Below are 24,248 nucleotides of genomic sequence, written 5' to 3'. Positions count from 1 at the left end.
GGCCGCCCCGGTGTCCCGGGGCGGCCTCCTTGGAGGGTCGTGATGCGAAGATCAGTTCTTCGCGTAGAATTCGACGACGAGGTTCGGTTCCATCATCACCGGGTAAGGCACATCCCCCAGGTGCGGCGTGCGCACGAAGGTCGCGGACATCTTCAAGTGATCCGCCTCAATGTAGTCCGGAACGTCGCGCTCGGGCAGCTGCGTGGCCTCGAGCAGCACGGCCATCTGCTTGGACTTGTCGCGCACCTCGATCACGTCGCCTTCCTTGACACGGTAGGACGGGATGTTGACCCGCTTGCCGTTCACCTTGACATGGCCATGGTTCACGAACTGGCGCGCGGCGAAAACCGTCGGCACGAACTTGGCGCGGTAGACCACGGCGTCGAGACGGCGCTCGAGCAGGCCGATGAGGTTCTCACCGGTGTCGCCCTTGACGCGCTCGGCCTCGGCGTAGATGCGGCGGAACTGCTTTTCGGTCAGGTCGCCGTAATAGCCCTTGAGTTTCTGCTTGGCGCGCAGCTGGATGCCGAAGTCGCTCAGCTTGCCCTTGCGGCGCTGGCCGTGCTGGCCGGGACCGTACTCGCGGCGGTTGACCGGGGATTTCGGACGGCCCCAGATGTTCTCGCCCATCCGGCGGTCGATCTTGTATTTGGCAGTGGTGCGTTTGGTCACCTCTGATCTCCTTCGTCGTGGTGCGCAGGTTGCGCGGTGAAGGGCGTTGTCCTCTGGCGCTTGGGTCATCGACCCGGCCCGACAGGCAATCCCTCGCGGGAGCCACCAACACCAATGAAGCCGCGCTTATACGCCGCAAACCGCCGGTGTCAATCGCCTGCTCCCCCGCCGTGACGTTCCGTCCCGCGGACGTGCAGGACGGAACCGGAACAAATAGCGAAAATTTACGCCGTTTTAAGCGGATCGAGTCACTCTGCATCCCAGGCAATCGAGGACGCGCACATGACACGGATCACCGCACGACCGCTTCAGACCACGACGCAGGCGACCCCCCCGGCAAGCGGCTTTTCGCTTTCGACCGACGACCTTGCGATTCTGGACACGGTGCGCGCAGCGCTGGTCGCCAAGCGCACGCTTCTGGCCTACCAGCCGATCATGCAGGCCCGCGACACCGCCCGGGTCGCCCTGCACGAAGGGCTGATCCGGGTGCGTGACGCAGCCGGCAACCTGCTGCCTGCCGGTCGCTTCATGCCGGTCGTCGAAACCACGGCGCTCGGCCGCGACATCGACTGCGCCGCGCTCGAGCACGGCATGCGCGCGCTGCACGCCGTGCCCGGCCTGCGCCTTGCCGTCAACGTCTCCGCACGATCGGTCGACCACGCCGGCTGGCGCGACACGCTGGATCGCTGGCTCGCGCTCGACCCGACGGTCGGAGAGCGCCTCGTGCTCGAAATCACCGAAAGCTCTGCGATGCGCGCACCCGACGAGATCTGCGCCTTCATGCGCGACCGGCAGCGCGACGGGATCTGTTTCGCGCTCGACGATTTCGGCGCTGGCCACACCAGCCTGCGCCATCTCAGGGCCTTTTCCTTCGACTTCCTCAAGATCGACGGTCAGTTCATCCGGGGCATCGCGACGGATCGCGACAACATGGGCATCGTTCAGGCGATCGTCGCCATGGCGCGCCATTTCGAAATGGTCACGGTCGCGGAGTTCGTGGAAACCGAAGACGATGCGGCGGTGCTCGCGGAGATGGGCATCGACTGCCTGCAGGGACATCTTTTCGCGGCTGCCGATACCCGCCCGCCCTGGGCGGGGGCCGGTGATCCCGACGTGCTTGCCTGACGTCGCTCTCCCGGCCTTCCCAGCCGATCAGGCAGAGTTGCGGCGGGGCGGCGCAGTCGGTTGCCGCTCTGCAGCAAATGCGCTAAGACCACGCTCGATCAGAGGGCGGGGACGCCGCGCCTCGCGGTGACGTGACGCGCGGAAATGCCTCGGCCAGCACCGGTAGAGGACAATCCAGATCATGACCAACGTCGTTATTGCATCCGCCGCCCGCACTGCCGTCGGCAGCTTCGGCGGTTCCTTCGCCACCACGCCCGCGCACGATCTCGGGGCCGCCGTGCTCGAAGAGGTTGTCCGCCGCGCCGGCGTCGACAAGGCCGACGTCTCTGAGACGATCCTCGGGCAGGTGCTGACCGCCGCCCAGGGTCAGAACCCGGCGCGCCAGGCACATATTAACGCCGGTCTTCCACAGCAAAGCGCCGCCTGGTCGATCAATCAGGTCTGCGGCTCAGGGCTGCGCGCGGTGGCGCTCGCCGCCCAGCACATCCAGCTCGGCGACGCCGAAATCGTCGCGGCCGGCGGACAGGAGAACATGACGCTCTCGCCTCACGCCGCGAACCTGCGCGCCGGTCACAAGATGGGCGACATGAAATACATCGACACGATGATCAAGGACGGGCTCTGGGACGCCTTCAACGGCTACCACATGGGCCAGACCGCCGAGAACGTCGCCGAGAAATGGCAGATCGGCCGCGACCAGCAGGACGAATTCGCGCTGGCCTCGCAAAACAAGGCCGAAGCAGCCCAGAACGCCGGCAAGTTCCAGGACGAGATCGTTGCTTTCACCGTGAAAGGCCGCAAGGGCGACACGGTTGTCGAAAAGGACGAGTACATCCGCCACGGCGCCACAATCGAGGCAATGCAGAAGCTGCGCCCGGCCTTTACCAAGGAAGGCTCCGTGACCGCCGGCAACGCCTCGGGCCTGAATGATGGTGCCGCCGCTGCCCTGCTGATGAGCGCCGACGAGGCCGAAAAGCGCGGCATCGAGCCGCTGGCGCGCATCGCAAGCTACGCCACCGTGGGCCTCGACCCCTCGATCATGGGCGCGGGTCCGATCTACGCGAGCCGCAAGGCGCTGGAAAAAGCCGGCTGGAAGCCCGAGGATCTCGACCTCGTGGAAGCCAACGAAGCCTTCGCCGCACAGGCCTGTGCGGTCAACAAGGACATGGGCTGGGATCCGTCCATCGTGAACGTGAATGGCGGCGCCATCGCCATCGGCCACCCGATCGGCGCTTCGGGCGCGCGCATCCTCAACACGCTGCTGTTCGAGATGAAGCGCCGCGACGCCAAGAAGGGCCTCGCCACGCTGTGCATCGGCGGCGGCATGGGTGTTGCAATGTGCGTCGAGCGCCCCTAAACCTGATCGGGCGCGCAATATAATTGCGCGCCCCGCCCTGCAAGGGCAACGACATTACCGAATTACTGGGGAGGAGAATACATGTCCCGCGTCGCACTGGTCACAGGAGGCAGCCGAGGCATCGGCGCCGCGATCTCGAAGGCTCTCAAGGAGGCCGGCCACATCGTCGCCGCCACCTATGCCGGCAACGACGAGGCCGCCGCGAAGTTCACCGACGAGACCGGCATCAAGACCTACAAGTGGAACGCCGCGGATTACGAGGCAAGCAAGGCCGGCATCGAAAGTGTCGAGGCCGATCTCGGCCCGATCGAGATCGTGGTGGCCAACGCCGGCATCACGCGCGACGCCCCGTTCCACAAGATGACGCCGGAGCAATGGAAAGAGGTCATCGACACCAATCTCACCGGTGTCTTCAACACGATCCACCCGGTCTGGCCCGGCATGCGCGAGCGCAAGTTCGGCCGCATCGTGGTGATTTCCTCGATCAATGGCCAGAAAGGCCAGTTCGCGCAGGTGAACTACGCCGCGACCAAGGCGGGCGATCTCGGCATCGTCAAGTCGTTGGCCCAGGAAGGCGCGCGCGCCGGCATCACAGCCAACGCCGTCTGCCCGGGCTACATCGCCACCGACATGGTGATGGCGGTGCCCGAGAAAGTGCGCGAGAGCATTATCGCCCAGATCCCGGCCGGTCGGCTCGGAGAGCCAGAGGAAATCGCGCGCTGCGTGACGTTCCTCGCTTCGGACGACTCAGGGTTCATCAACGGCTCGACCATCTCGGCCAACGGTGCGCAATTCTTCGTCTGACGCGACCTGTACCGAAACCATCAGGCCGGCCGCCACGGCCGGCCTTTTTCGCGGCCTCTTCAGTGTGCGAGGCGTCCGCGCAGCCAGTGCCAAGCCTGGCGCATCGCCTCGGCGCGTTCCTCATGGGCACGGATCATCGCGTTGCGTGTCTGGGGGCGGGTGGTGGCTTCGGTCATCTTGTATCTCCGAAAGGGCTAGGTTAATTTCATTTAACTGATCTAAACATGGCGTCGCCGAACCGGCTTGACAAACGAGACTTGTCAGCACCACGGTTAAGTAATACTTGACTGAATCATGTCCGACCGCCTGCCCCCACTCACTGCCCTGCGAGCCTTCGAGGCCGCGGCACGGCACATGTCGTTCGCCAAGGCGGCGGAAGAACTGCATGTCACGCCGGCGGCACTGAGCTTCCAGATCAAGTCTCTCGAAGAGCATCTTGGCACGCCGCTTTTCGTGCGCCTGAACCGCGCGGTGGATCTCACCGAGGCCGGCCGGACACTGGCCCCCGGTGCGTCGGAAGGGTTTCACACCCTGAGCGCCGCGTGGCGGCAGACGCGCCGCATGCTGGACACACAGACCCTGACGGTGACCGCCGGACCGGCGTTTACCGCGAAATGGCTGGCCCCACGGCTCTACGAGTTCGCGCAGGCCCATCCCGAGGTCGAACTGCGTTTTTCGGCCTCGCTCCGGATCATGGACTTCGCGCGCGACGCCGTCGACGTGGCGATCCGCTTTGGCTACGAGACCGAGGATGCCGGGCTTTATTCGCTGGCGCTGGCCAAAGAATGGGTGACGCCGGTGATGACGCCGGAAATGGCCCAGCGCTATCCGGACCTCGACAGTCTGAAGCGAGCGCCGCTGATCTTCGACGATTCGATCGCCTTTCTCGACCCGCCCTGCGACTGGCGCGCATGGTTCCGCGCCATGGGCGACAGCTTCGAACCTGTCCACGGGCCGCGCTTTTCCCAGGCCGATCACGCCGTGGACGCGGCTCTTGCTGGCGTCGGCGTGGTGCTGGGCCGCCGCGCGCTTGTCGTCAAGGAAATCGCCGAGGGTCGGCTCGTGGCGCCCTTCGGTGTCGCCGTGACGACCGATGCGCATTTCCGGTTTCTCTGCCCGGAAGGCTGCGAGACCCGCCCGCAGGTTGCCGCATTCCGCGACTGGATCCTCGCCGAGATCGAGAAAACCACGCAGGTTTCGGCCGCGCTGCGCAAGGTGCCCGCCGCGGAGCTGGTCGCATGACCCGCATGCAGGCGACCGCCATCGGGTTTGTCGCCGTGCTGCTCTGGGCGCTGCTGGCGCTCTTTACCGTGGGCACCGAACCCACCCCGCCCTTTCTGCTTAACACCGTCTGTTTTCTCATCGGCGGGGTCTGCGGGCTGGTGTGGACAGCGGCCACCGGATCCCTTGGTAAGCTGCGCAGCGTTCCGTGGACGGTCTACCTGATGGGCACGGCGGGGCTTTTCGGGTATCACGCGCTCTATTTTTCGGCGCTGCGCCTTGCGCCCGCCGCCGAGGCCGGGCTGATCGCCTACCTCTGGCCGCTGCTGATCGTGGTATTTTCAGGCCTTTTGCCCGGCGAACGGGTCCGGGGCGGGCATCTGGCCGGCGCGGCGACCGGTTTCGCCGGGGCCGCCCTGATCATCTCGGGCGGCAGCACAGGCTTCCAACCGCAATACGCCGCGGGTTACGGCATCGCCTTTCTCTGCGCACTTACCTGGTCGAGCTATTCGGTGCTGTCACGCCGCGCGGGCGACGCGCCCACGGCCACGGTGGCGGTCTTTTGCCTGGCCGCTGCCTGCCTGTCGCTGCCGCTGCATCTCTTGTTCGAGGAGACGGTCTGGCCCGTCGGCGCACAGGGCTGGATGAGCCTCGCGCTGCTGGGGCTGGGCCCGGTCGGCCTCGCTTTTTTCGTCTGGGATATCGGGGTCAAACGGGGCGACATCCAGCTTCTCGGAACGGCCTCCTATGCCGCGCCCCTACTGTCCACCCTGGTTTTGGTCGGAGCCGGCGTCGCGGCCCCGAGCCCGTCGCTCGCCATTTCGGCCCTGCTGATTACCGGCGGAGCGGTGATCGCGGCGCGCGCGAGCCTGAAACGTCCGTCCTAACTCGACAGCCGGACGATTTCCTCTTTTACACGCAATTTCTGCTTCTTGAGGTCCGCAATCGCGAGATCGTCGGTCCCCGGGGAACGTTGAGCTTCTTCCACGGCGTCGCTGAGGGTCTGATGCTTTCTCTTCAGCTGGTCCAGATGCGCAGAAACGTTCATTCATTCCTCCTTTTTTGAAGCTTTGTGTCTCGAGCAGACCACATGTGGGCACGCATGTCACGCCGCGCAAGCATCATCGGCCTGCCGAGGCCTAACAATCCGTTAACGACCGGCGAATTCCGCCGATCCGAAGTCGAGCGGCGCCGCATCGCGCAGGACTGCCTGAATCGCAGGCACATAGCTGTCGCGGTCGCCGTCGTGATGCCTGCCCTCGTGCATCACCAGCGGCGCGTGCAACTTGAACGCCGAGCGCCCGCCCTTACGGGCCCGCACGATCATGCGCTCGGGCCGGCGCCCCGGCCGGGCCGAGATCGGCTGCACCTCGATGCTGCCAAGCACCGGCGTCGCGGCGCACAGCAGGTCGGGCAGCCGCTCGACCCGGTGGATGACGTGCAGGCAACCCTTCGGGGCGAGGCGCCGCGCCGCGACCTCGATCCATGTCGCCAGCGGCGTGCGCTCGCCATGCGCAGTCTCACGGCCGGTGTCCCGCGCGACATGTCCGTCCCTGCGGTCGAAGTAGGGCGGGTTGGCGATGACATGATCGAACTGGCGCTGGCGCAGCGCGTCCGGCAGGTTCGCGATATCGGCCGCGATCACCTCGAGAGCCCCGCCACCGTTGCGCGCTGCCAGATCGGCGTAAAGCGGCTGCACCTCGACTCCGGTCAGCTTCAGCGCCGGCACCCGTGCCCCGAGGCAGAGGATTGCGGCCCCGACCCCGCAGCCAAGCTCGAGCACCGACTGCCCGGGCGATGCGGGCACGCTTGCGGCCAGCAAAACGCTGTCGACCCCGGCGCGGAACCCCGACACGGGCTGCCACAGGTGCAGGCGCCCGCCCAGAAAGGCGTCCCGGCTGAGGTCCTGGCTCACATCCCCAGCGGGATCTCGTTGTCCCGCATCACGCGCGTGGCAGCGTCGTGATCGTCGGCGCGCACCATCAGGCGCCGCGGCAAAATGCCAATGCTGCCTTCGAGCACGCTCATATTTACGTCCACCTCAAAGCAGTCTATATCCTCCCCTTGGAGAAGGGCGGTGGCAAAGGCAATGACGGTCGGATCGTTGCTGCGCAAAAGTTCCTTCATATCAGTGATGTAAGAGCAAGTAGGGCAGGATGTCGAGCCTCGCCGTCGAGAACGTGGTCAGAACCTTGGAGAACGCGCGCAAGCCGCACGACCGGCTCGCCGAGACGCTGGCCGACGACATGGAGGCGGTCAACCGGCTGATCCGCGAGCGCATGGCCTCGGAACATGCCCCGCGTATCCCCGAGGTGACCGCACACCTCGTCGAGGCCGGCGGCAAGCGTCTGCGCCCGATGCTGACGCTTGCCTCGGCCCGGCTCTGCGGCTACACGGGCCGGTTTCACGTCCACCTCGCCGCAACGGTCGAGTTCATTCATACCGCGACCCTGCTGCATGACGACGTGGTCGATGAAAGCGGCCAGCGCCGCGGGCGCCCGACGGCGAACCTGCTGTGGGACAACAAATCTTCGGTTCTCGTGGGCGACTACCTTTTCGCGCGCAGCTTCCAGCTGATGGTCGAGACCGGCAGCCTGCGGGTGCTCGACATCTTGTCGAACGCCGCGGCGACAATCGCCGAAGGCGAGGTGCTGCAACTGACCGCCGCGCAGGACCTGCGCACCGACGAAGAGCTTTACCTCAAGATCGTGCGCGGCAAGACCGCGGCGCTTTTTGCCGCGGCGACCGAGGTCGGTGGCGTCATATCCGGCAAACCCGAGGCGCAGGTGCGCGCGCTGAACGACTACGGCGACGCGCTTGGCATCGCGTTCCAGATCGTCGACGACCTGCTCGACTTCCAGGGCGATACCAAGCAGACGGGCAAGAACGTCGGAGATGATTTCCGTGAACGCAAGCTGACCCTGCCGCTGATCCACGCGGTGGCCCAGGCCGACGCAGAAGAGCGCGCCTTCTGGGTCAGGACCATCGAGAAGGGCCGCCAGGAGGCGGGTGACCTCGACACCGCCCTCGATCTGCTGCACCGGCATCGTGCGCTGGCCTACACCGCCGAACAGGCCCGCGCCTGGGCGGACCGTGCCAAGGATGCGCTTGCGCCCCTGCCCGACCACGAGATCCGCGACATGCTGCTCGATCTCGCCGACTACGTCGTCGAGCGGATCAGCTGACCGGTTGCGGCCGCGCGGCGTCCGACTGGTTGCCCAGCACCACCTGACGCACCCACCAGCCATTGTGCGCCTGCGCCAGAAGTGCAGCCGCCATGCCTGCCGCGGACGCATCATCGAAGAGACCGAAACAGGTAGCCCCCGAGCCCGACATTCGGGCGAGGCTGCAGGTGTTGATCGCGCGCAGATCGTTCAGGATAATTTCGATTTCGGGCTGCAGCACGATCGCCGGTGCCTCGAGGTCGTTGCGCTGCGCGGCGAGAAAATCGATCAGCGCGGCGGCGCCACCGAACTCCGGCAAGGCCTCTGGCATGGGCGCGTTGTCCCGCCTTTCCAGCCCTGCAAAGACCTCCGGCGTCGACAAAGGCAGACGCGGGTTGACGAGCACCGCATGCAGGTCAGGCAGACCGGCGAGCGGCGTGATCCTTTCGCCGATGCCTTCGATGCGGGCGGGCGCACTGTCGACACAGACCGGGACATCCGCGCCGAGTGCGACAAGTGCCTCGCGGTTCGGAAAATCGTCATTGCCCGACAGGTGGGCCATGCCGCGACAGGTGGCCGCCGCGTCGGCCGAGCCGCCGCCGATCCCCGAGGCCGGCGGCAGCGACTTGGTCAGGCGGATCGCGACGGTGGTATCGAAGAGGGCCGCGGCACGCACCACGAGGTTGTCGTTGCCTGAGGGCACGCCCCGCGCCTCGGGGCCCGCAACCTCGAAGGTCCGGCCATCCGCAACCGCGAGGTCCACCTCGTCACCGGTGTCCGCAAAGACGACGAGGCTGTCGAGCAGGTGGTAGCCGTCGCCGCGCCGACCCGTAACGTGCAGGGTCAGGTTGATCTTGGCCGGAGCGAAGACCCTGACCCTGCGGTCTTGCGTGGACACCTGGACGTGTCCTAGTCGCGGGCGATGGTCAGGGGCGGCTGTCCTTCGTCGGCCAGCACCTGATCGAGACCGACCTCGATCTTGCGGCGGATCCGCTCGGGATCGGCCTCTTCGTTGGTCTCGCCTTCGTCGACGAAGGACAAGGCCCGGTGCCACTGGAACTCGGCCTCGCGCTTGCGCCCGACCGCCCAGTAGACGTCGCCAAGGTGATCGTTGACGATCGGGTCGACTGCCATCAGCTCGACCGCGCGCTCCATGTGCGGCACGGCCTCTTCATAACGCCCGAGGCGGTAGAGCGCCCAGCCGAGGCTGTCGATGATGTAACCGCTGTCCGGGCTGCCCGCGACCGCGCGCTCGATCAGTTCAAGCGCCTCGTCGAGCTTCTCCTTGCGCTCGACAAGCGAGTAGCCGAGGTAATTCAGCACTTGTGGCTGGTCCGGGTTCTCCTCCAGCGCCGCACGGAAATCGGCCTCGGAGTTTTCCCATTCGCCAAGCCGTTCGTAGGCGATCCCGCGCGCGTAGTGCAGGAACCATGACGGCTGGTCGTCGCCGCTGAGGTCGATCGCCTGGTCATAGGCCTCGACCGCTTCGGTATAACGGTCCTGCTGGCGCAAAAGATCGCCCAACGAGGATTGCACCACGGCAAGATGGCCGTGGCTGCGCGCGAGTTGCTCAAGCACCTCGATCGCGGCTTCCGGCCGGTCCGAACGGCGCAGCGCATCGGCGCGACCAAGTTCGGCGGCGTGGTATGCGGCATTGTCCGGAGGCACCTGCTTGTAGGTCGCGATGGCCTGGTCGTACTGCTCGAGCGTTTCGAAGATGTCGGCGGTCAGCAGGATCGCGTCGACATGACCGGCCCGAAGGTTGCGTGCGATCTGTGCGTAGAGCAGCGTGTATTCGGGTCCAGCCTCGGATCGCAGCGCGGCCGCGATCGACGAGAACACCTCGGCAAAGCCGTCCTGGACGCCGGTGACCTGGGTGAACGGAATCTTCTCGCCCGCCTCGAGCGCGGCCACGACCGTGTCGATCTCGGGGTCCGAGCCTCCGGCGAACATGGTCGTGAGCAGTTGCAGCGCCTCGGCGTTGCGATCGAGCTGTGACAGGACCTCGGCCCGGGTCAGCACGCCGCGTCGCGACTGGATCATCGACCCGCTGGTGTCGGACTCGAAGATTTCGTCGGCCTCGGCGTATGCCGCCTGAGAGGCAAGGGCGAGCGCCTTGTGGAACATCGCGAACCCGTTCAGCCCGACCTCGGCGCCAAGCCGGTCAAAACTTTCGCGCGCCTTGTCCAGATCGCCCATCCCGACATAGGCCCAGGCCCGGACCAGACCGTCGACCAGCGGGCCGATGCCTTGCGTCTCGCCGCTGCCCTCGAGAAGCTGGTCGAACTCGCCGTTCTGTATGCTGTCCGCGGTCAGCACCATCTCGGCAACCTGGCTGTCGACCCCGGCGTCATCGAGCCTGCGCGCGATCGGCAGCGCCCGGTCGATCTCGCCCAGCGCCAGCAGCGCCACGACCGCGCTTTCCATCAGCCCCGGATTGTCGCGGTCATGGGCCAGCGCGCGCGTGAAATACTGCGCCGCCTCGGCATAGTCGCTCTGCATGGCCGCGGAGCGCGCCGCAAGGTATGGCCCGGCAATGGACTGCGCACCAGCGGGCTGAAGCATGGCAAGGCTCAGCGCAAGCGCTGCGGCGGAGGACTTCAGGCTTCGGATCACGGCGTCTGCCTCATGTCGTTTTCGTTCCAAGCAGGCTATCACGTTGAGATTAACGCGCAATGGCGCGCGCCGTGCAGGCGCGGTTGTGCCGACGGGTCGGGCGATGCGACGAAGCGGCGCGTAAGACGCGCCGCAACCCCCTCACATGTTTGGATAATTCGGACCGTCTCCGCCCTGCGGCGTGGTCCAGACGATGTTTTGCGCCGGGTCCTTGATGTCGCAGGTCTTGCAATGCACGCAGTTTTGAAAATTGATCACGAACCGTGCGTCCTTGCCCGCCTCCTCGACGAATTCGTAGACGCCGGCCGGGCAGTAGCGCGCCGAAGGCCCCGCGTAGGTCGGCAGGTTGACCGAAACCGGCACCTGCGGATCCCTCAGTTTCAGATGCGCAGGCTGGCTTTCCTCGTGATTTGTAAAGGAGAAGGAGACGTTGGTCAGCCGGTCGAAAGAGAGTGTGCCGTCGGGCTTGGGATAGTCGATCGGCTGGTGCTTGTCGGCGGTCTCGGTCGCCGCGGCGTCGGACTTGCCGTGACCAAGCGTGCCGAAGAGAGAGAAACCCAGCGTGTTCGTCCACATGTCGAGCCCGCCCAGCGCCAGCGAGGCGTTGAGCCCGTATTTCGACCACAGCGGTTTGACGTTGCGCACCTTTTTCAGGTCACGCCCGATCGGGCCCTCGCGCACCTCGCGCTCGTAGGCCACCAGTTCGTCGGCGCTGCGCCCGGCCCGGATCGCGCCATGCGCGGCCTCGGCGGCGGCGATGCCCGACAGCATCGCGTTGTGGTTGCCCTTGATGCGCGGCACGTTGACCATTCCGACCGAACAGCCCAGCAGCGCCACGCCCGGCGCGACCATCTTGGGCATCGACTGGTAGCCGCCCTCGCTGATCGCGCGCGCGCCGTAGGCCACACGCTTTCCGCCCTTCAGCAGGTCCGCCACCATCGGGTGATGCTTGAAGCGCTGGAACTCCATGTAGGGGAAAAGGTGCGGGTTTCGGTAGTTCAGATGCACCACGAAACCGACATAGACCTGGTTGTTGTCGAGATGGTAGATGAACGACCCGCCGCCGGCGTTCTTGCCCAGTGGCCAGCCCATCGTGTGGGTCACCGTGCCCTCGCGGTGCTTCGCGGGGTCGATCTCCCAGATTTCCTTCATGCCGAGGCCGTATTTCTGCGGCTCGTGCCCGTCCGAGAGGTTGTACTTGGCGATCACCTGCTTGGAGAGCGACCCGCGCACGCCTTCGCCGAGGAAAACGTACTTGCCGTGCAGTTCCATGCCCGGCTCGTACCCGTCGCCGATCGTGCCATCGGGGTTCTTGCCGAATTCGCCCGCGACGACGCCTTTCACCTCGCCGCTGTCGCCGTAGACGATTTCGGAACAGGCCATGCCGGGGAAAATCTCGACGCCGAGCGCCTCGGCCTGTTCGGCCATCCAGCGGCAGACGTTGCCCATCGAGACGATGTAGTTGCCGTGGTTGTTCATCAGCGGGGGCATCGGCCAGTTGGGCACGCGCAGTTTCCCGGCCTCGCCCAGCATGAAGAAATTGTCTTCGCGCACCGGCACGGTTAACGGCGCACCCTTGTCCTTCCAATCCGGGATCAGCGTGCTGAGACCGATGGGATCGAGCACCGCGCCCGACAGGATATGCGCGCCGACTTCCGAACCTTTCTCGAGCACGACTACGCTGCACTCCGGATCGAGCTGCTTGAGGCGGATCGCGGCCGACAGCCCTGCCGGGCCGGCCCCCACGATGACCACATCGTACTCCATTGCTTCGCGTTCGATCTCGGCCATCTGGCTGGCTCCTCCTCTCAGGGGGCGCGGCGGCTGCGCCTGCAGAAAAATCTGGACTTGGCTAAACCACGGTGAAGTCCAATGCAATCACGACACCACGTTATAACGCTACCAGTATCGCACTTGGTCCTTGAGGCTTGCGGCAGGGAACGGAGAGGTCCGATCAGCCGACCGCATCCGGAGTGTCTCCCATGAGGTATCGCGGCCCCGCACCCTTGGCAGCGGCCTTGTCCTGCGGATTGTAAAGGCCGCAGGTCGGCAGGCTCAGGCAGCCGCAGCCGATGCAGCCGTCGAGTGTGTCGCGCAGGCGGACCAGCGTCTCGATGCGGGCGTCGAGCGCAGCCCGGAAGCCCTCGCTGATCCGCGCCCAGTCCTCGCGGGTCGGCGTGCGCCCGCCCGGCAACCGGTCGAGTTCGGCTCGGATCTGCGGCAAGGTGAACCCGAATTGCTGGGCGATCATCACGAAGCTCAGCCGCCGAAGGTCGGCGCGATCGAAGCGGCGCTGGCCGCCTGCGTTGCGCCAGGGCCGGATCAGCCCTTGGGTCTCGTAGTAACGGATCGCGGAGACGGCGAGCCCCGTCCGCCGCGCCAGCGCGCCGATGCTGAGGCCTTCATTTCGGGGCATGCGAAATTCCCTTGACCTGAAGTTAGGTTGAGAAACTACGCTAGACCTCGAACCATGTAGAAGAAAGGAAAATCTCATGCCGGCAATGCTGGAACACACCAACTACACCGTCTCCGACCCCGATGCGACCGCCGCGTGGATGTGCGACCTCTTCGGCTGGCAGGTGCGCTGGTCGGGGCCATCGCTGGAAACCGGGCGGTCGGTGCATGTCGGTACCGACGATCACTACCTTGCGCTTTACACGCCCAAGGCCCTGAAATCCGACAAGTCGGACAACTATTCCACCGTCGGCGGCCTCAACCATCTTGCCGTCGTGGTCGAGGACATCGACGCGATGGAAAAGGCGGTGAGCGCGGCCGGTTTCACGCCGAAAAACCACGCCGATTACGAACCGGGCCGGCGGTTCTACTTCCATGACCACGACGGGATCGAATACGAGGTCGTGCAGTACGACTGAGCCCGCGGCCCGCGCTGGCGGGAATCCCGCACCCCCCTTGCATTTCACCGCACCTTTGGGTCAGGTATCCCGAGTTGTGACCGGCGGCCCCCGGGAAATCCCCGGCGGGCCGCCTTGAATTCATGGATGTCTGGGATGGACAAGATACCGATGACCCGCAAGGGCTTCACGGCGCTCGAGACCGAGCTGAAGCAGCTCAAGTCCGTCGAGCGCCCCGCCATCATCAAGGCCATCGCCGAGGCGCGCGAACATGGCGACCTGTCCGAGAATGCCGAGTATCACTCGGCGCGCGAGAAGCAGTCGTTCATCGAAGGCCGCATCAAGGAACTCGAAGGCGTGATCGGCCTTGCCGAGGTGATCGACCCCGCGAAGATGTCCGGGACCATCAAGTTCGGCGCGACCGTGACGCTGGTCGACGAGGACACCGACCAGGAGAAGACCTGGCAGATCGTCGGCGAGCACGAGGCGAACGTCGAGGCCGGGCTGCTCAACATCAAGTCGCCCATCGCGCGCGCCCTGATCGGCAAGGACGAAGGCGACAGCGTGACCGTGCGCACGCCCGGCGGCGAGAAAAGCTACGAGGTTCTCAAGATCGTCTACGCCTGACCGGAGACCGCCCGCATGTCCGACCCTTCCGGGACTTCGCAGCAGACCGAACCGAAATCGCGGCCGACGCCGCTGGGCATCTACGACCGTCCCCAGTCCGGCGGGATCACGGCGATCGAGGTCACGGCTGTCGCGCTGTCGGCGCTGTGGCTTATCGGGGCGGGCCTCTTCTTTCTGCTATCGCCCTCGGATCCCGAGGCCCAGCCCGATGGGCTGCGCTTCCTGATGACGATGGTGGCGATCTTCATGCCTGTCGCGATGATCTGGGTCGCCGCCACCGCCGCACGCGCCTCGCGTGTCATGCGCGAGGAAAGCCAGCGCCTGCAGGCCGCGATCGACGCGATCCGCCAGACCTATATTGCTCAGCAGCAGGGTGGCGGGATCGGGCACGAACCCTCGGTCGCGCGCAAGCTCGACGAAATCGCGGCGGCCGCGCGCAAAACCGAGACCGCGCTCGCGGTCTTCTCGTCGCGCCGTGACGGCGAGGCGCGCAAAAGCTTCACCCCGCCGCCGCTTGCCCCTCAGGCCGAGGACCAGCCGGTACTCGCCCTCGGGACATCCGCCGAGGACATCGCGCCGCCGCTGCCGGCAGAGGATTTCATCCGCGCCCTGAACTTCCCGGAAAATGCCGAGGACCAGGTCGGATTTACCGCATTGCGTCGGGCGCTGAAGGACCGGACCGCAGCCCAGCTTGTGCAGGCCAGCCAGGACGTGCTCACGCTGCTGTCGCAGGAAGGAATCTATATGGACGACCTGCGCCCGGACCGGGCACGGCCCGAGTTCTGGCGGCAATTCGCCCAAGGCGCGCGCGGACGCACCATCGCGGCCCTGGGCGGGATCCGCGACCGCTCGTCGCTGGCGCTGACCGCGGGCCGGATGAAACAGGATCCGATCTTCCGCGACGCGGCGCATCACTTCCTGCGGCGCTTCGACAAGACCTTCGCCGAATTCGAAAAGACGGCCACGGACGGTGAGATCTCGGCGCTGGCCGAAACCCGCACGGCGCGCGCCTTCATGCTGCTCGGACGGGTCGCAGGAACGTTCGACTGACGCGCCGCAGGGTCGCGCGTGCATCAAGACCGCCGCGCAAGCACTTGTCATTGTTTCAGGATCGAAGTCCGAAACTTCCGAACGGGATGTAGCGGACGGGCGTGCCCGGCGCGATCTCCATCCCGTCCATCGGCAGTTCGACAAGACCTTCCGCCCAGGAAAGCCCGCTGATCCGGCCTGAACCTTCGGAGGCGAACACCTCGGCCTTCCCGTCCCGCATCCGCGCGCGCAGGAACTCGGACCGCCCGGGTTTCTTGCGCTTGGAAAAGCCGGCCGGGACCATGAACCCCTGCGGTTCGGTCCAGACGCCACCCGCCAGAACCGAAAGGGCGGGCCGTGCGAAGATCAGCGTGCAAACCATCGCTGCGACGGGGTTTCCCGGCAATCCGAACACGGGTTTCCCGCGCCAGAGACCCAAGGCAAGGGGCCGCCCTGGCTTCACGGCGATGCGCCAGAGCGCCATCGACCCGGTTTCGGTCAACAGCGCCGAGACATGATCTTCGTCCCCGGCGGATGCGCCGCCGCTGGTCAAAATCGCATCGGCGGTCTCCGAGGCCGCATCGAGGGCCGCGCGAAGCCGGTCGCGGTCGTCACCCACGCGTCCGCCATCGACCGGATCGTGTCCGAACCCGCGCAGCAACTCCAGCAGCATCGGCCGGTTCGCGTCGTGGATCTGGCCCGGCGCTGCCTCCGATCCAGCCTCGCACAGCTCGTCGCCGGTCGACAGCACGGCCACGCGCAAGGGCGCGTGTACCGACACCTCCGCGACACCACAGGCAGACAGCAGGGCCGCGTCCGCCGCGCCGATGCGCCGCCCTTGGTGCAACACAACGTCACCGCGCTGCACGTCCTCGCCGGCCTTGCGCGTGTTCGCCCCCGCCCGGACCGGCCCGCGAAAGGCGACGCGCCCATCCGTCACGGTCACGTCCTCTTGCAACACGACCGTGTCGACACCCTGCGGAAGCGCGGCTCCGGTCAGGATCCGGACCGCGTGGCCAGCCGGGACGGCGCCGGGCGCGTCCCCCGCTGCCGCGCGGCCTTCGACAAGCTGCATCTCGTGGTGCCCTTCGTCCCTGCCCCCGGCAAAGCCGTAGCCATCTACGGCGGCATTCGGATGTGGCGGGTTGGCGCGCCGGGCCGTGACATCCTCGGCGGCGATGCGCCCTGCGGCCGACGAGACGGTGGCCTGGGCCACCGCTGCCACCGGCGCGATCTTTTGCCGCAGCATCGCCAGCGCGTCCGATACCGGAGTCCAATCGACCCCGGGCGGCAGCGCGAAGCAGTCGTTGCGCAGCAGCGGCGGCGCGCGCCGGGCCGCGTCCAGCGCGGCCTCGTGACCCAGCCCGAGGATCCAGCCCTCTTCCGGCGCCTCGACATCGAGCATCGCGGCAAGCGTGTCCGGCGCCAGTGCCGACAGCGCGCGCGTGATCTCGCGCACCTGCCAGGCGTCGCGGATCCGTCCCTCGGGCTCCTTGCCGAGGATCAGCGAGGGCCAGACCTCGATCAGTGCAACATGCGCATCGAGCGGCTCGAACGGCCAGGCGCGCGCGCCGAAGCGGCGTCGAAGTCGCTCCAGAACCGGCAGCCCCGTCAGGACCTGCCCGCCGACCGCGCCGCTTCCGCCCAGCTGCCAGCAGGTGAAACTGCCCTTGGCGCGTGTCTCGCATGCGCGGCGTTCGGGGAACGAGTTCCGGTAGCCGTCCTTCGTTTTCGGAAGTCCGTCAATGTCGCGCTGCAAGCCGTTGAACCAGAACGGTCCCGACCCGCCAAACCCGCGATTGATCTCGCCCGCGAGGTCGAAGCGATTGTTGGCTTGCGGGCTGTCCTCGACGCGCGCCTCGAGCCAGGACCAGAGCGCCAGAGGATCGTCGCTACCGGTCAGCGCCCGGCAAAACCCCTTCGGATAACCGAAGGGAAAGTCGAACCCGGCGAGCGTGCGGCGGCCTGCCGCGATCTCGCGGTCCAAAAGCGCCGCGATCCAATCCTCGGCCACCTGCCGGTTGCGCAGGTAGACAGGTTCCTCGGTCCGACCGTCGCGCGCGATACAGGCCCAGATCGCGTCCTTCACCGGGGTCGGTCCGCGGTCGTTGCCGCCCGACCAGTCGACCACGAGCACCGTGTCGAAGGCACTCACAATCCGACCTCGCGCAGGATGAAATCGGCGATGGTCCGTGTGTCATCGAGATCGAAGACCGGCCGGTCGAGTTCGAGGGGAACGTCGCTGGCCACGGCGCGAACCGTCGGATCATCGCGCGCGATCAGGGGGTTCCCGGTTTCGGCACGGTGCGCCTCGATCTTGGGATGACTGTCGCGCTTGTAGCCTTCGATCAGCACCAGGTCGACCGGCGCGAGATGGCCCAGAAGCACCTCGAGCGCCGGCTCGGCGGCCTCGCGCAACTCGTGCATCAGCGCGAAGCGGTGGCGGGAGGCAAGCAGTACCTCGGTCGCCCCGGCGACGCGGTGGCGATGGCTGTCCTTGCCCTTCTGGTCCACGTCGAAGCTGTGGTGAGCGTGCTTGACCGTCGAGACGCTGAATCCCCGCCCGGTGATCTCGGTCACCAGCCGTTCCATCAGCCCGGTCTTTCCGGCGTTTTTCCAGCCGACGACGCCGTAGAGCCTCACAGCAGTCGCTCCGCATCCGCCAGATCGTCGGGCGTATTCACGTTGAAGAACGGATCGGAGCCCGCGACCGGGAATTCGGCGACGCGGCCATCATGCGCGTCGGTCCAGGCCACCACCTTGCGCAATCCGCCTTCGAGTGCCGAACGAAGATCATCGCGCAAGGCTATGGGCCACAATCCAAAAGTCGGATGCCTGTTGAGGTCGCCAGCAGGGTCCCGCGTTGCGGCCAGCGCCAGGGTATGCGCCATGCCTTCCGCGGCGAGCAGCAGTTGCGGCACCAGGTCGGGCGGCAGGAAGGGCGTGTCGGCCGCCGCCGTCACGATGGTGTCGGCACCCTGCGCCGCGGCCCAGTCGAGCCCCGCCAGCACGCCTGCAAGCGGTCCCGCAAAGCCGGCAACGCTGTCGGGCAGCACCGGCAGGCCGTAGTGCGCGAACCGCGCGGGATCGCCGTTGGCGTTAAGCGCCAGTCCCGCAACCTGAGGCTCGAACCGCTCGATGACGTGCGACAGCAGCGTTTGTCCGCCCAGCGCTAATTCGCCCTTGTCGCCGCCTCCCATGCGCCGCGCGCGGCCGCCGGCCAGAATCACACCAAGCGGTTGCTTCACGCTGGCGCTCCTGCCCGATTCAATCGGGCGTCCGCAATGCGCGTCGGCGTCATGCGTGCGCCCCTTTGCGGCGGGCGCCGCGGGGCTCGTCGGCGATCTGGGTCGGATCGGCATCGCGAAGCAGCCGCTCTTCGCCGGAGAGGCACAGGAACCGCTGACCCTTCATGCGCCCGATCAGCGTCAGCCCGACCTGGCGCGCGATCTCGACACCCCAGGCGGTGAAGCCCGACCGGGAGGCAAGCACCGGGATGCCCATCAGCGCGGTCTTGATGACCATCTCCGAAGTCAGGCGACCGGTGGTGTAGAGGATCTTGTCCTCCGCCGGGATACGCTCCGACAGCATCCAGCCCGCGATCTTGTCGACTGCGTTGTGCCGGCCGACATCCTCCATGTAGACCAGCGGCCGATTGCCTTGGCACAGCACCGTGCCGTGGATCGCACCGGCCTCGAGATAGAGCGAGGGCGTGCGGTTGATCCCCGCCGACAGGGCGTAGAGCCAGGAGGTGCGGACCTGTGCCGGCGGCAGCGCGACATCTTCGAGCCCCTCCATCATGTCGCCGAAGACCGTACCTACGGCGCAGCCGCTGGTCCGGGTCTTCTTGCGCATCTTCTCTTCATAGTCGGTCTGGCGCGCTGTACGCACCACCACGACCTCGAGTTCCTCGTCGAACTCCACGCCCGTTACCTCGTCGGCGTCGCGCAGCATGCCCTGGTTGCGCAAAAAACCCAGGGCGAGATACTCGGGAAAGTCGCCGATCGTCATCGCCGTGACGATTTCCTGCCCGTTGAGGTAGATCGTCAGCGGTCGCTCTTCGACGACGCGGGCCTCGACCGTCGCACCGGTGTGATCGGTGCCTGTCACGGCGCGGGTCAGCCGCGGTGCGCCGGGATCGGGCGCGATAAGGTAGTCGCCGACATCCTCTGCCCTGGCCAATTGCATCCCCCATCGGGCTGGTTTAACGAATGGCCCGACCTTAAGAGCTTCTCATGTCCTCCACCACAGCAAAACCGGCCTTCTGGAAAGGCTTCCGCTCGGGTCTGCCCTTCGTCGTCATGGTGGCGCCGTTCGCGACCCTGTTCGGGGTCTTTGCGGTCGAGGCCGGCCTTACCGTCGTGCAGACAATGACCTTCTCGGCGGTCGTCTTTGCCGGGGCGGCGCAGTTCACCGCGCTGCAACTGATGCAGGAGAACGCGCCCACCGCTGTCGTGCTGATCTCAGCACTTGCGGTGAACCTGCGAGTGGCGATGTATTCCGCCTCGCTCACCCCCTACCTCGGCGCGGCACCAGGGTGGCAGCGCGTGCTGATCGCCTATTTTACCGTTGACCAGTCCTACGCCTGCTCGGTCGCCGAGTACGAGAGGCACCCCGAGATGTCTCTGTCGCAGCGCGTCGCCTTCTTCGCTGGTGTCCTGACACCGATCGTGCCGCTGTGGTACGTCTTCACGCTGGGCGGCGCGCTCGCGGGCGCGCAGATCCCCGAAAGCTGGACCATCGATTTCGCGCTGCCGATCTGCTTTCTGGCGATGGTCGCCCCGCTGCTGCGTACGCCGGCGCATATCGTTGCAGCCCTGACGGCCGTGGCGGTCAGCATCATGGCGCGGGATGTGCCCTACTCTCTGGGGCTGGTCGTCGCCGGCATCGCGGGAATGATGGTCGGCGCGCAGACCGAGGCCTGGGCCGAGCGCCGGCGAGCCCGGGCATGATCGACCAGACGGCCCTCTGGATCGTGATCGGAGGCCTTGCCGTGGGCAGCTTCCTGCTGCGCTATGCCTTCATCGGGTTCGTCGGCAACCGACCGATGCCGCCATGGCTGTTGCGCCACCTGCGCTATACCGCGGTCGCCATCCTGCCCGCGCTGGTCACGCCGCAGGTGTTGTGGCCTGCGGCGACCGGCGGCAGTTTCGACGTTCCGCGCATGGCCGCGGCAATCGCGACCGTCGCGCTGGGATACACGACCAAGAATGTCCTGATCTCGATCTTCGGCGGCGCGGCAACGCTTTACGGTCTGCTCTGGCTCGCCGGCTGAGCTTTGCGGCGCGGGTTAGTTGAAGAACACCGCGAGGCCGACGAGAATGAGCAGGATTACGATGACCGAACGGGTCACGAAGGTCATGAACCCGTCGAACGTTTTCTCCTGAACCGAAATCTCCATTTCGCCGTGCTTGTGCTCCGCCATGGGGCCGTCCCTCTCGAATAGGTCTTTCCGCGCTGACTAATGCATTCCGAGCGGCCTGTCACGCCGCCTTCGTACCGGCGCGACGATTTGACGGCAGCACGCAAAAGGGAGCATCAGGCCTCGGCGTCCAGGTCCTGCGCGAGGCGGAACCCGATCCTGTTCGGCTCCTTGCGTTCGGTCGGCTTCGGCAGGGCGCGCAGCATAACCGAAAGCTGGCTCACATGCTGGATGAACTGGGTCTTGGCGCCCTTGTCGTCGCGCCCATAGAAGGTGACGATGTCGGGATCGAAATAGCCCATGCCCTCGATGCGCAAAACACCCGCCTGCCCGCCGGTGAAGCCCATCGCCACCTCGTGATCGCTGTCGAGCTGCTTTTCGAAGTTCTTGAGATAGAGAATGATGCGCTCGTACGCCCATTGCGCAGGGGACTTGGTCTTGACCGGCTTTTCCGCAACCTGTTTGGGCAGGATCTCGTTGCACAGCGCCGAGGCCCCTGGCTCGCAATGCACCTCGTGCACCTTCGGCAGCGCGTCGGCCTCCACCAGCTCTGCGGTGGTGCTGATCTCGTCACTCATGGGGCTTACCCCTTCGCCTGATAGACCCAGGCGTCATCCTCGGCGCGCAGATTGCGGGTTGCAAGTCCGGTCTGGTTCAAATGAACGAGATGCGCCACCGCCTCGACCAGCGCGAGACCGTATTCGGCCTCGCCGATGCTGCGCTTGAACAGCGGCGCAAAGCATTCCGAGGCGGATTTCGGCGTGTCGATATGCGCCAACAGGCGTTTGAGCCCGCCGTGATGGTTCTCGATGAGTTGCTGCAGGCGGAACGGCAGCCCGGTGAACGGCAGCTTGTGGCCGCCGAGCACGAAATGATCGTCCCGCGCCAGCAGCGACAGCCGTTCGCAAGCCTCCAGCCATTCGCCCAGCGGATCGGCCTCGGGCTCGGTGGCATAGACCCCGACGTTGGGGCTGATCGACGGCAGGATCTGGTCACCCGCGATCACCAGTCCATCGTCGCGGCTCCAGAAAGTCGCGTGTTCGGGCGCATGACCATTGCCGATATGCACGTCCCAGCGCCGTCCGCCCATCTCGATCACGTCGTCCTGCTTGATCCGCGTATATCCCACAGGCATCGGCGCCACGATATCGGCGAAATTGAAGGGGCGTTCGGTCGCGCGCTTGTCATAGACGTCGCGCTCCATGCCCGCGCGGCGGTAGAAAGTGAGCGTCTCGGGCGACGGTACCGCCTGCTCGTCAAGCACCAGCATCCGCGCCAGCAACCAGGCGGTACGCGTGGTGACCAGCTCGGCGCCGTGGTCCGACTGCATCCAGCCGGCAAGCCCCACGTGGTCGGGGTGGTGGTGGGTGACGACGACACGGCGCACCGGCTTGCCGCCAAGCGGACCGGCCAGCAGCGTCGCCCAGATCTCGCGCGTGAGCCGGGTGTCGAAGCCCGTGTCCACGACCGTCCAGCCATCGCCATCGTCCAGGGCGTAGATGTTGACGTGGTCGAGCTTCATAGGCAGCGGAAGCCGCATCCAGAGCACGCCCTCGGCGACCTCGACCGCAGCGCCGCGCTCGGGCGGTGTCTCGAACGGGTATCGCAACTGCAACGGCCCCTGGTCCTCCATCAGGCTGCCAGGTCGCCCGCGTCCACAGCATAGAGATCGTCGGCACCGGCCTGCGCATGGGCCAGAAGGCTTGCGTGTTCGGGCAGCAGGCGACGGATGTAGAACCGAGCCAGCGCCTCGCGCGGCCCGCCGGCGTCCGCCAGCGCGGCCTTGAGGTGCAAGGCGCCGCCCAGCACCCGCGCGAACGCGCGCAGGTAGGGCACGGCACCGGCAAAGCGGGTGTTCATCTCCTGCGCCACCAGCCAGTCGGTCGTCTCGCGCAGGCTTTCCGCGGCCTGCCAGACCGCCTCGGCCAGATCGGGGATCGTGGACCTTGCGGCTTCGGAGCCTGCCTCGATCTCTTCCAGAAGCGTCTGCGCCGCCTCGCCGCCGTCCATCATCTTGCGCCCGACGAGGTCCATGGCCTGGATGCCGTTGGTGCCTTCGTAGATCGCGGTCACGCGCACGTCGCGGGCGAACTGCGCGGCCCCGGTTTCCTCGATGAAACCCATGCCGCCATGCACCTGCACGCCCATCTCGCTGACTGCGATGCCGGTGTCGGTGCCGAAGGCCTTGACGATCGGCGTCAGCAGCGCCGCGCGGGCCTTCCAGGCCGCGTCGCCGGTGGCGTTGCCCATGTCGATGGCCACCGCGCAGCTTGCCGCGATGGCGCGGGCGGCAAAGACATCGGCCTTCATCGTCATCAGCATGCGCCGCACGTCGGCATGATCGAGGATCGTGCCGGTCCCGCCTTCGACGGGCGACCGGCCCTGCTTGCGCTCGGCCGCATACTCCAGCGCCTTCTGATACGCAGCCTCGGCAGCACCGATGCCCTGCTCGCCGACGCCGAGACGGGCGTTGTTCATCATCGTGAACATCGCCGCCATCCCGCCCTGCTCGGGTCCGACGAGCCAGCCGGTGGCCGCGTCATACTCCATCACCGCGGTGGGCGAGCCGTGCAGGCCGAGCTTGTGCTCGAGGCTTACGACACGCAGCGAATTCGCCGCGCCAAGGCTGCCGTCGCCTTCGGGCAGATACTTGGGCACAAGGAAAAGCGAGATGCCCTTGGTTCCCGCCGGCGCACCGGGCAGCCGGGCAAGGACGAGGTGGCAGACATTCTCGGCCACGTCGTGATCGCCCCAGGAGATATAGATCTTCTGGCCGCTGATCGCGTATGTGCCGTCACCCTGCGGTTCGGCCTTGGTGCTCAACGCCCCGACGTCCGAGCCGGCCTGCGGCTCGGTCAGGTTCATCGTGCCCGTCCATTCGCCCGAGACCAGCTTGGGCAGGTAGAGCTCCTTGATCGCGTCACTGGCGTGATGCTCGAGCGCCTCGATCTGCCCCTGGCTCATCAGCGGAGCGAGCTGCAGCGACAGGCAGGCGCCGCTCATCATTTCGTTGACCGCAGATGTCAGCGCCATCGGTAGTCCCATGCCGCCGTATTCCGGGTCGGCGGCCATGCCGATCCAGCCGCCCTCGGCAATGGCCCGGAACCCCTCGGGATAGCCCGGCGAGGTGCGCACGACCCCGTTCTCGAGCCGTGCGGGGTGCAGGTCGCCGTTACGCTGCAGCGGCGCCATGACCTCGTCGCAAAGCTTGCCGGCTTCGGTCAGGATCGCGCGGGTCACGTCATGGCCGGCCTCCGAGAAGCGTTCGGTCTCGCGCAGCGCGTCAAGCGGGACGACGTGTTCGAACAGGAACAGGAAATCCTCGACCGGGGCTCTGTAGGGCATATCGTCTCTCCATC

27 protein-coding genes are annotated in these 24,248 nt (G+C 66.4%); 11 read left to right on the top strand and 16 right to left on the bottom strand.

Features of this window, described 5'->3' with window-relative positions:
- Positions 1-51: 51 nt before the first annotated feature.
- The gene (gene rpsD / locus R5H30_RS17550; protein WP_318329878.1) at positions 52-672 is read right to left on the bottom strand and encodes a 30S ribosomal protein S4; all 621 of its coding nucleotides are present in this window, start codon (positions 670-672) and stop codon (positions 52-54) included.
- Positions 673-954: 282 nt separating this feature from the next.
- Here rpsD and R5H30_RS17545 point away from each other — a divergent pair, with 282 nt between their 5' ends.
- The 5 genes from R5H30_RS17545 to yddG all read left to right on the top strand — a co-directional run bounded on the left by R5H30_RS17545 (position 955) and on the right by yddG (position 6,066).
- Positions 955-1,797: an EAL domain-containing protein gene (locus R5H30_RS17545; RefSeq protein WP_318329877.1), complete on the top strand. Its 843-nt coding sequence runs from the start codon at positions 955-957 to the stop codon at positions 1,795-1,797.
- A 181-nt stretch (positions 1,798-1,978) separates the two neighbouring features.
- Positions 1,979-3,154 (top strand): acetyl-CoA C-acetyltransferase, encoded by a 1,176-nt coding sequence (locus tag R5H30_RS17540; RefSeq protein WP_318329876.1) that lies wholly within the window; start codon positions 1,979-1,981, stop codon positions 3,152-3,154.
- 81 nt (positions 3,155-3,235) lie between these two features.
- A complete protein-coding gene (gene phbB / locus R5H30_RS17535) occupies positions 3,236-3,958 on the top strand; it encodes an acetoacetyl-CoA reductase (protein WP_318329875.1) in 723 nt (240 codons plus the stop codon).
- Between the two features lie 294 nt (positions 3,959-4,252).
- On the top strand, positions 4,253-5,200 hold the full coding sequence (locus tag R5H30_RS17530) for a transcriptional regulator GcvA (protein WP_318329874.1): 948 nt from the start codon (positions 4,253-4,255) through the stop codon (positions 5,198-5,200).
- Positions 5,197-6,066 carry an aromatic amino acid exporter YddG gene (gene yddG, locus R5H30_RS17525; protein ID WP_318329873.1) on the top strand — a complete coding sequence of 290 codons (870 nt, stop codon included), beginning with the start codon at positions 5,197-5,199 and terminating at the stop codon, positions 6,064-6,066. Before R5H30_RS17530 ends, yddG begins: the two co-directional genes overlap by 4 nt.
- On the opposite strand, the gene R5H30_RS17520 is transcribed toward yddG, so the two are convergent.
- From R5H30_RS17520 to R5H30_RS17510, 3 genes are all read right to left on the bottom strand, one after another.
- Positions 6,063-6,227 (bottom strand): YdcH family protein, encoded by a 165-nt coding sequence (locus tag R5H30_RS17520; RefSeq protein WP_318329872.1) that lies wholly within the window; start codon positions 6,225-6,227, stop codon positions 6,063-6,065. The two genes, yddG and R5H30_RS17520, sit on opposite strands and share 4 nt — an antisense overlap.
- A gap of 102 nt (positions 6,228-6,329) precedes the next feature.
- Complete coding sequence (locus tag R5H30_RS17515) at positions 6,330-7,094, bottom strand: tRNA1(Val) (adenine(37)-N6)-methyltransferase (protein ID WP_318329871.1); 765 nt, start codon at positions 7,092-7,094, stop codon at positions 6,330-6,332.
- Positions 7,091-7,306, bottom strand: a complete 216-nt coding sequence (locus tag R5H30_RS17510; protein WP_318329869.1) for a putative signal transducing protein — start codon at positions 7,304-7,306, stop codon at positions 7,091-7,093. Before R5H30_RS17510 ends, R5H30_RS17515 begins: the two co-directional genes overlap by 4 nt.
- A gap of 29 nt (positions 7,307-7,335) precedes the next feature.
- Here R5H30_RS17510 and R5H30_RS17505 point away from each other — a divergent pair, with 29 nt between their 5' ends.
- Complete coding sequence (locus R5H30_RS17505) at positions 7,336-8,364, top strand: polyprenyl synthetase family protein (RefSeq protein ID WP_318329868.1); 1,029 nt, start codon at positions 7,336-7,338, stop codon at positions 8,362-8,364.
- Here R5H30_RS17505 and R5H30_RS17500 read toward each other — a convergent pair.
- The 4 genes from R5H30_RS17500 to soxR form a co-directional block, all read right to left on the bottom strand.
- Positions 8,357-9,241 carry a 4-(cytidine 5'-diphospho)-2-C-methyl-D-erythritol kinase gene (locus tag R5H30_RS17500; protein WP_318329867.1) on the bottom strand — a complete coding sequence of 295 codons (885 nt, stop codon included), beginning with the start codon at positions 9,239-9,241 and terminating at the stop codon, positions 8,357-8,359. The two genes, R5H30_RS17505 and R5H30_RS17500, sit on opposite strands and share 8 nt — an antisense overlap.
- Positions 9,242-9,252: 11 nt before the next feature.
- Positions 9,253-10,959 (bottom strand): tetratricopeptide repeat protein, encoded by a 1,707-nt coding sequence (locus R5H30_RS17495; RefSeq protein WP_318329866.1) that lies wholly within the window; start codon positions 10,957-10,959, stop codon positions 9,253-9,255.
- A gap of 141 nt (positions 10,960-11,100) precedes the next feature.
- On the bottom strand, positions 11,101-12,750 hold the full coding sequence (locus R5H30_RS17490) for an electron transfer flavoprotein-ubiquinone oxidoreductase (RefSeq protein ID WP_318329865.1): 1,650 nt from the start codon (positions 12,748-12,750) through the stop codon (positions 11,101-11,103).
- A gap of 163 nt (positions 12,751-12,913) precedes the next feature.
- Entirely contained in the window at positions 12,914-13,375 is a 462-nt protein-coding gene (soxR, locus tag R5H30_RS17485; protein ID WP_318329864.1) for a redox-sensitive transcriptional activator SoxR, read from the bottom strand.
- A 76-nt stretch (positions 13,376-13,451) separates the two neighbouring features.
- Here soxR and R5H30_RS17480 point away from each other — a divergent pair, with 76 nt between their 5' ends.
- From R5H30_RS17480 to R5H30_RS17470, 3 genes are all read left to right on the top strand, one after another.
- Positions 13,452-13,832, top strand: a complete 381-nt coding sequence (locus tag R5H30_RS17480; RefSeq protein WP_318329863.1) for a VOC family protein — start codon at positions 13,452-13,454, stop codon at positions 13,830-13,832.
- A 135-nt stretch (positions 13,833-13,967) separates the two neighbouring features.
- The gene (gene greA / locus R5H30_RS17475; protein WP_318329862.1) at positions 13,968-14,438 is read left to right on the top strand and encodes a transcription elongation factor GreA; all 471 of its coding nucleotides are present in this window, start codon (positions 13,968-13,970) and stop codon (positions 14,436-14,438) included.
- Between the two features lie 15 nt (positions 14,439-14,453).
- Positions 14,454-15,488, top strand: a complete 1,035-nt coding sequence (locus R5H30_RS17470) for a hypothetical protein (protein ID WP_318329861.1) — start codon at positions 14,454-14,456, stop codon at positions 15,486-15,488.
- A gap of 55 nt (positions 15,489-15,543) precedes the next feature.
- On the opposite strand, the gene R5H30_RS17465 is transcribed toward R5H30_RS17470, so the two are convergent.
- Genes R5H30_RS17465 through R5H30_RS17450 form a run of 4 tightly spaced genes read right to left on the bottom strand, consistent with a single transcriptional unit; the run spans position 15,544 to position 19,655 of the window.
- Entirely contained in the window at positions 15,544-17,622 is a 2,079-nt protein-coding gene (locus R5H30_RS17465; RefSeq protein ID WP_318329860.1) for a molybdopterin-binding protein, read from the bottom strand.
- Positions 17,619-18,110, bottom strand: a complete 492-nt coding sequence (gene mobB, locus R5H30_RS17460; protein ID WP_318329858.1) for a molybdopterin-guanine dinucleotide biosynthesis protein B — start codon at positions 18,108-18,110, stop codon at positions 17,619-17,621. The genes R5H30_RS17465 and mobB overlap by 4 nt, the downstream gene beginning before the upstream one ends.
- The gene (gene mobA, locus R5H30_RS17455; RefSeq protein ID WP_318329857.1) at positions 18,107-18,715 is read right to left on the bottom strand and encodes a molybdenum cofactor guanylyltransferase MobA; all 609 of its coding nucleotides are present in this window, start codon (positions 18,713-18,715) and stop codon (positions 18,107-18,109) included. Before mobA ends, mobB begins: the two co-directional genes overlap by 4 nt.
- A gap of 49 nt (positions 18,716-18,764) precedes the next feature.
- On the bottom strand, positions 18,765-19,655 hold the full coding sequence (locus R5H30_RS17450) for a formate dehydrogenase accessory sulfurtransferase FdhD (RefSeq protein WP_318329856.1): 891 nt from the start codon (positions 19,653-19,655) through the stop codon (positions 18,765-18,767).
- A gap of 47 nt (positions 19,656-19,702) precedes the next feature.
- On the opposite strand from R5H30_RS17450, the gene R5H30_RS17445 reads away from it, so the two are divergent.
- Both R5H30_RS17445 and R5H30_RS17440 read left to right on the top strand, forming a co-directional pair.
- Positions 19,703-20,419, top strand: a complete 717-nt coding sequence (locus tag R5H30_RS17445) for an AzlC family ABC transporter permease (protein WP_318329855.1) — start codon at positions 19,703-19,705, stop codon at positions 20,417-20,419.
- Entirely contained in the window at positions 20,416-20,742 is a 327-nt protein-coding gene (locus tag R5H30_RS17440) for a branched-chain amino acid transport AzlD family protein (RefSeq protein ID WP_318329854.1), read from the top strand. The genes R5H30_RS17445 and R5H30_RS17440 overlap by 4 nt, the downstream gene beginning before the upstream one ends.
- 15 nt (positions 20,743-20,757) lie before the next feature.
- Here R5H30_RS17440 and R5H30_RS17435 read toward each other — a convergent pair whose 3' ends face one another.
- The 4 genes from R5H30_RS17435 to R5H30_RS17420 form a co-directional block, all read right to left on the bottom strand.
- Positions 20,758-20,892 (bottom strand): aa3-type cytochrome c oxidase subunit IV, encoded by a 135-nt coding sequence (locus R5H30_RS17435; protein WP_318329853.1) that lies wholly within the window; start codon positions 20,890-20,892, stop codon positions 20,758-20,760.
- Between the two features lie 113 nt (positions 20,893-21,005).
- Positions 21,006-21,467, bottom strand: a complete 462-nt coding sequence (locus R5H30_RS17430) for a DUF6173 family protein (protein WP_318329852.1) — start codon at positions 21,465-21,467, stop codon at positions 21,006-21,008.
- Positions 21,468-21,472: 5 nt separating this feature from the next.
- Entirely contained in the window at positions 21,473-22,522 is a 1,050-nt protein-coding gene (locus R5H30_RS17425; protein ID WP_318329851.1) for an MBL fold metallo-hydrolase, read from the bottom strand.
- Positions 22,522-24,234 (bottom strand): acyl-CoA dehydrogenase family protein, encoded by a 1,713-nt coding sequence (locus R5H30_RS17420; RefSeq protein ID WP_318329850.1) that lies wholly within the window; start codon positions 24,232-24,234, stop codon positions 22,522-22,524. Before R5H30_RS17420 ends, R5H30_RS17425 begins: the two co-directional genes overlap by 1 nt.
- Between the last annotated feature and the right edge of the window lie 14 nt (positions 24,235-24,248).

The sequence above is a fragment of the Roseobacter sp. FCG-D35 genome, assembly GCF_033436665.1.
Lineage (GTDB): Bacteria > Pseudomonadota > Alphaproteobacteria > Rhodobacterales > Rhodobacteraceae > JAWQFO01.
Note: the sequence above shows the minus strand (reverse complement) of the source record. Positions and strands in the feature narration are given on the sequence as shown.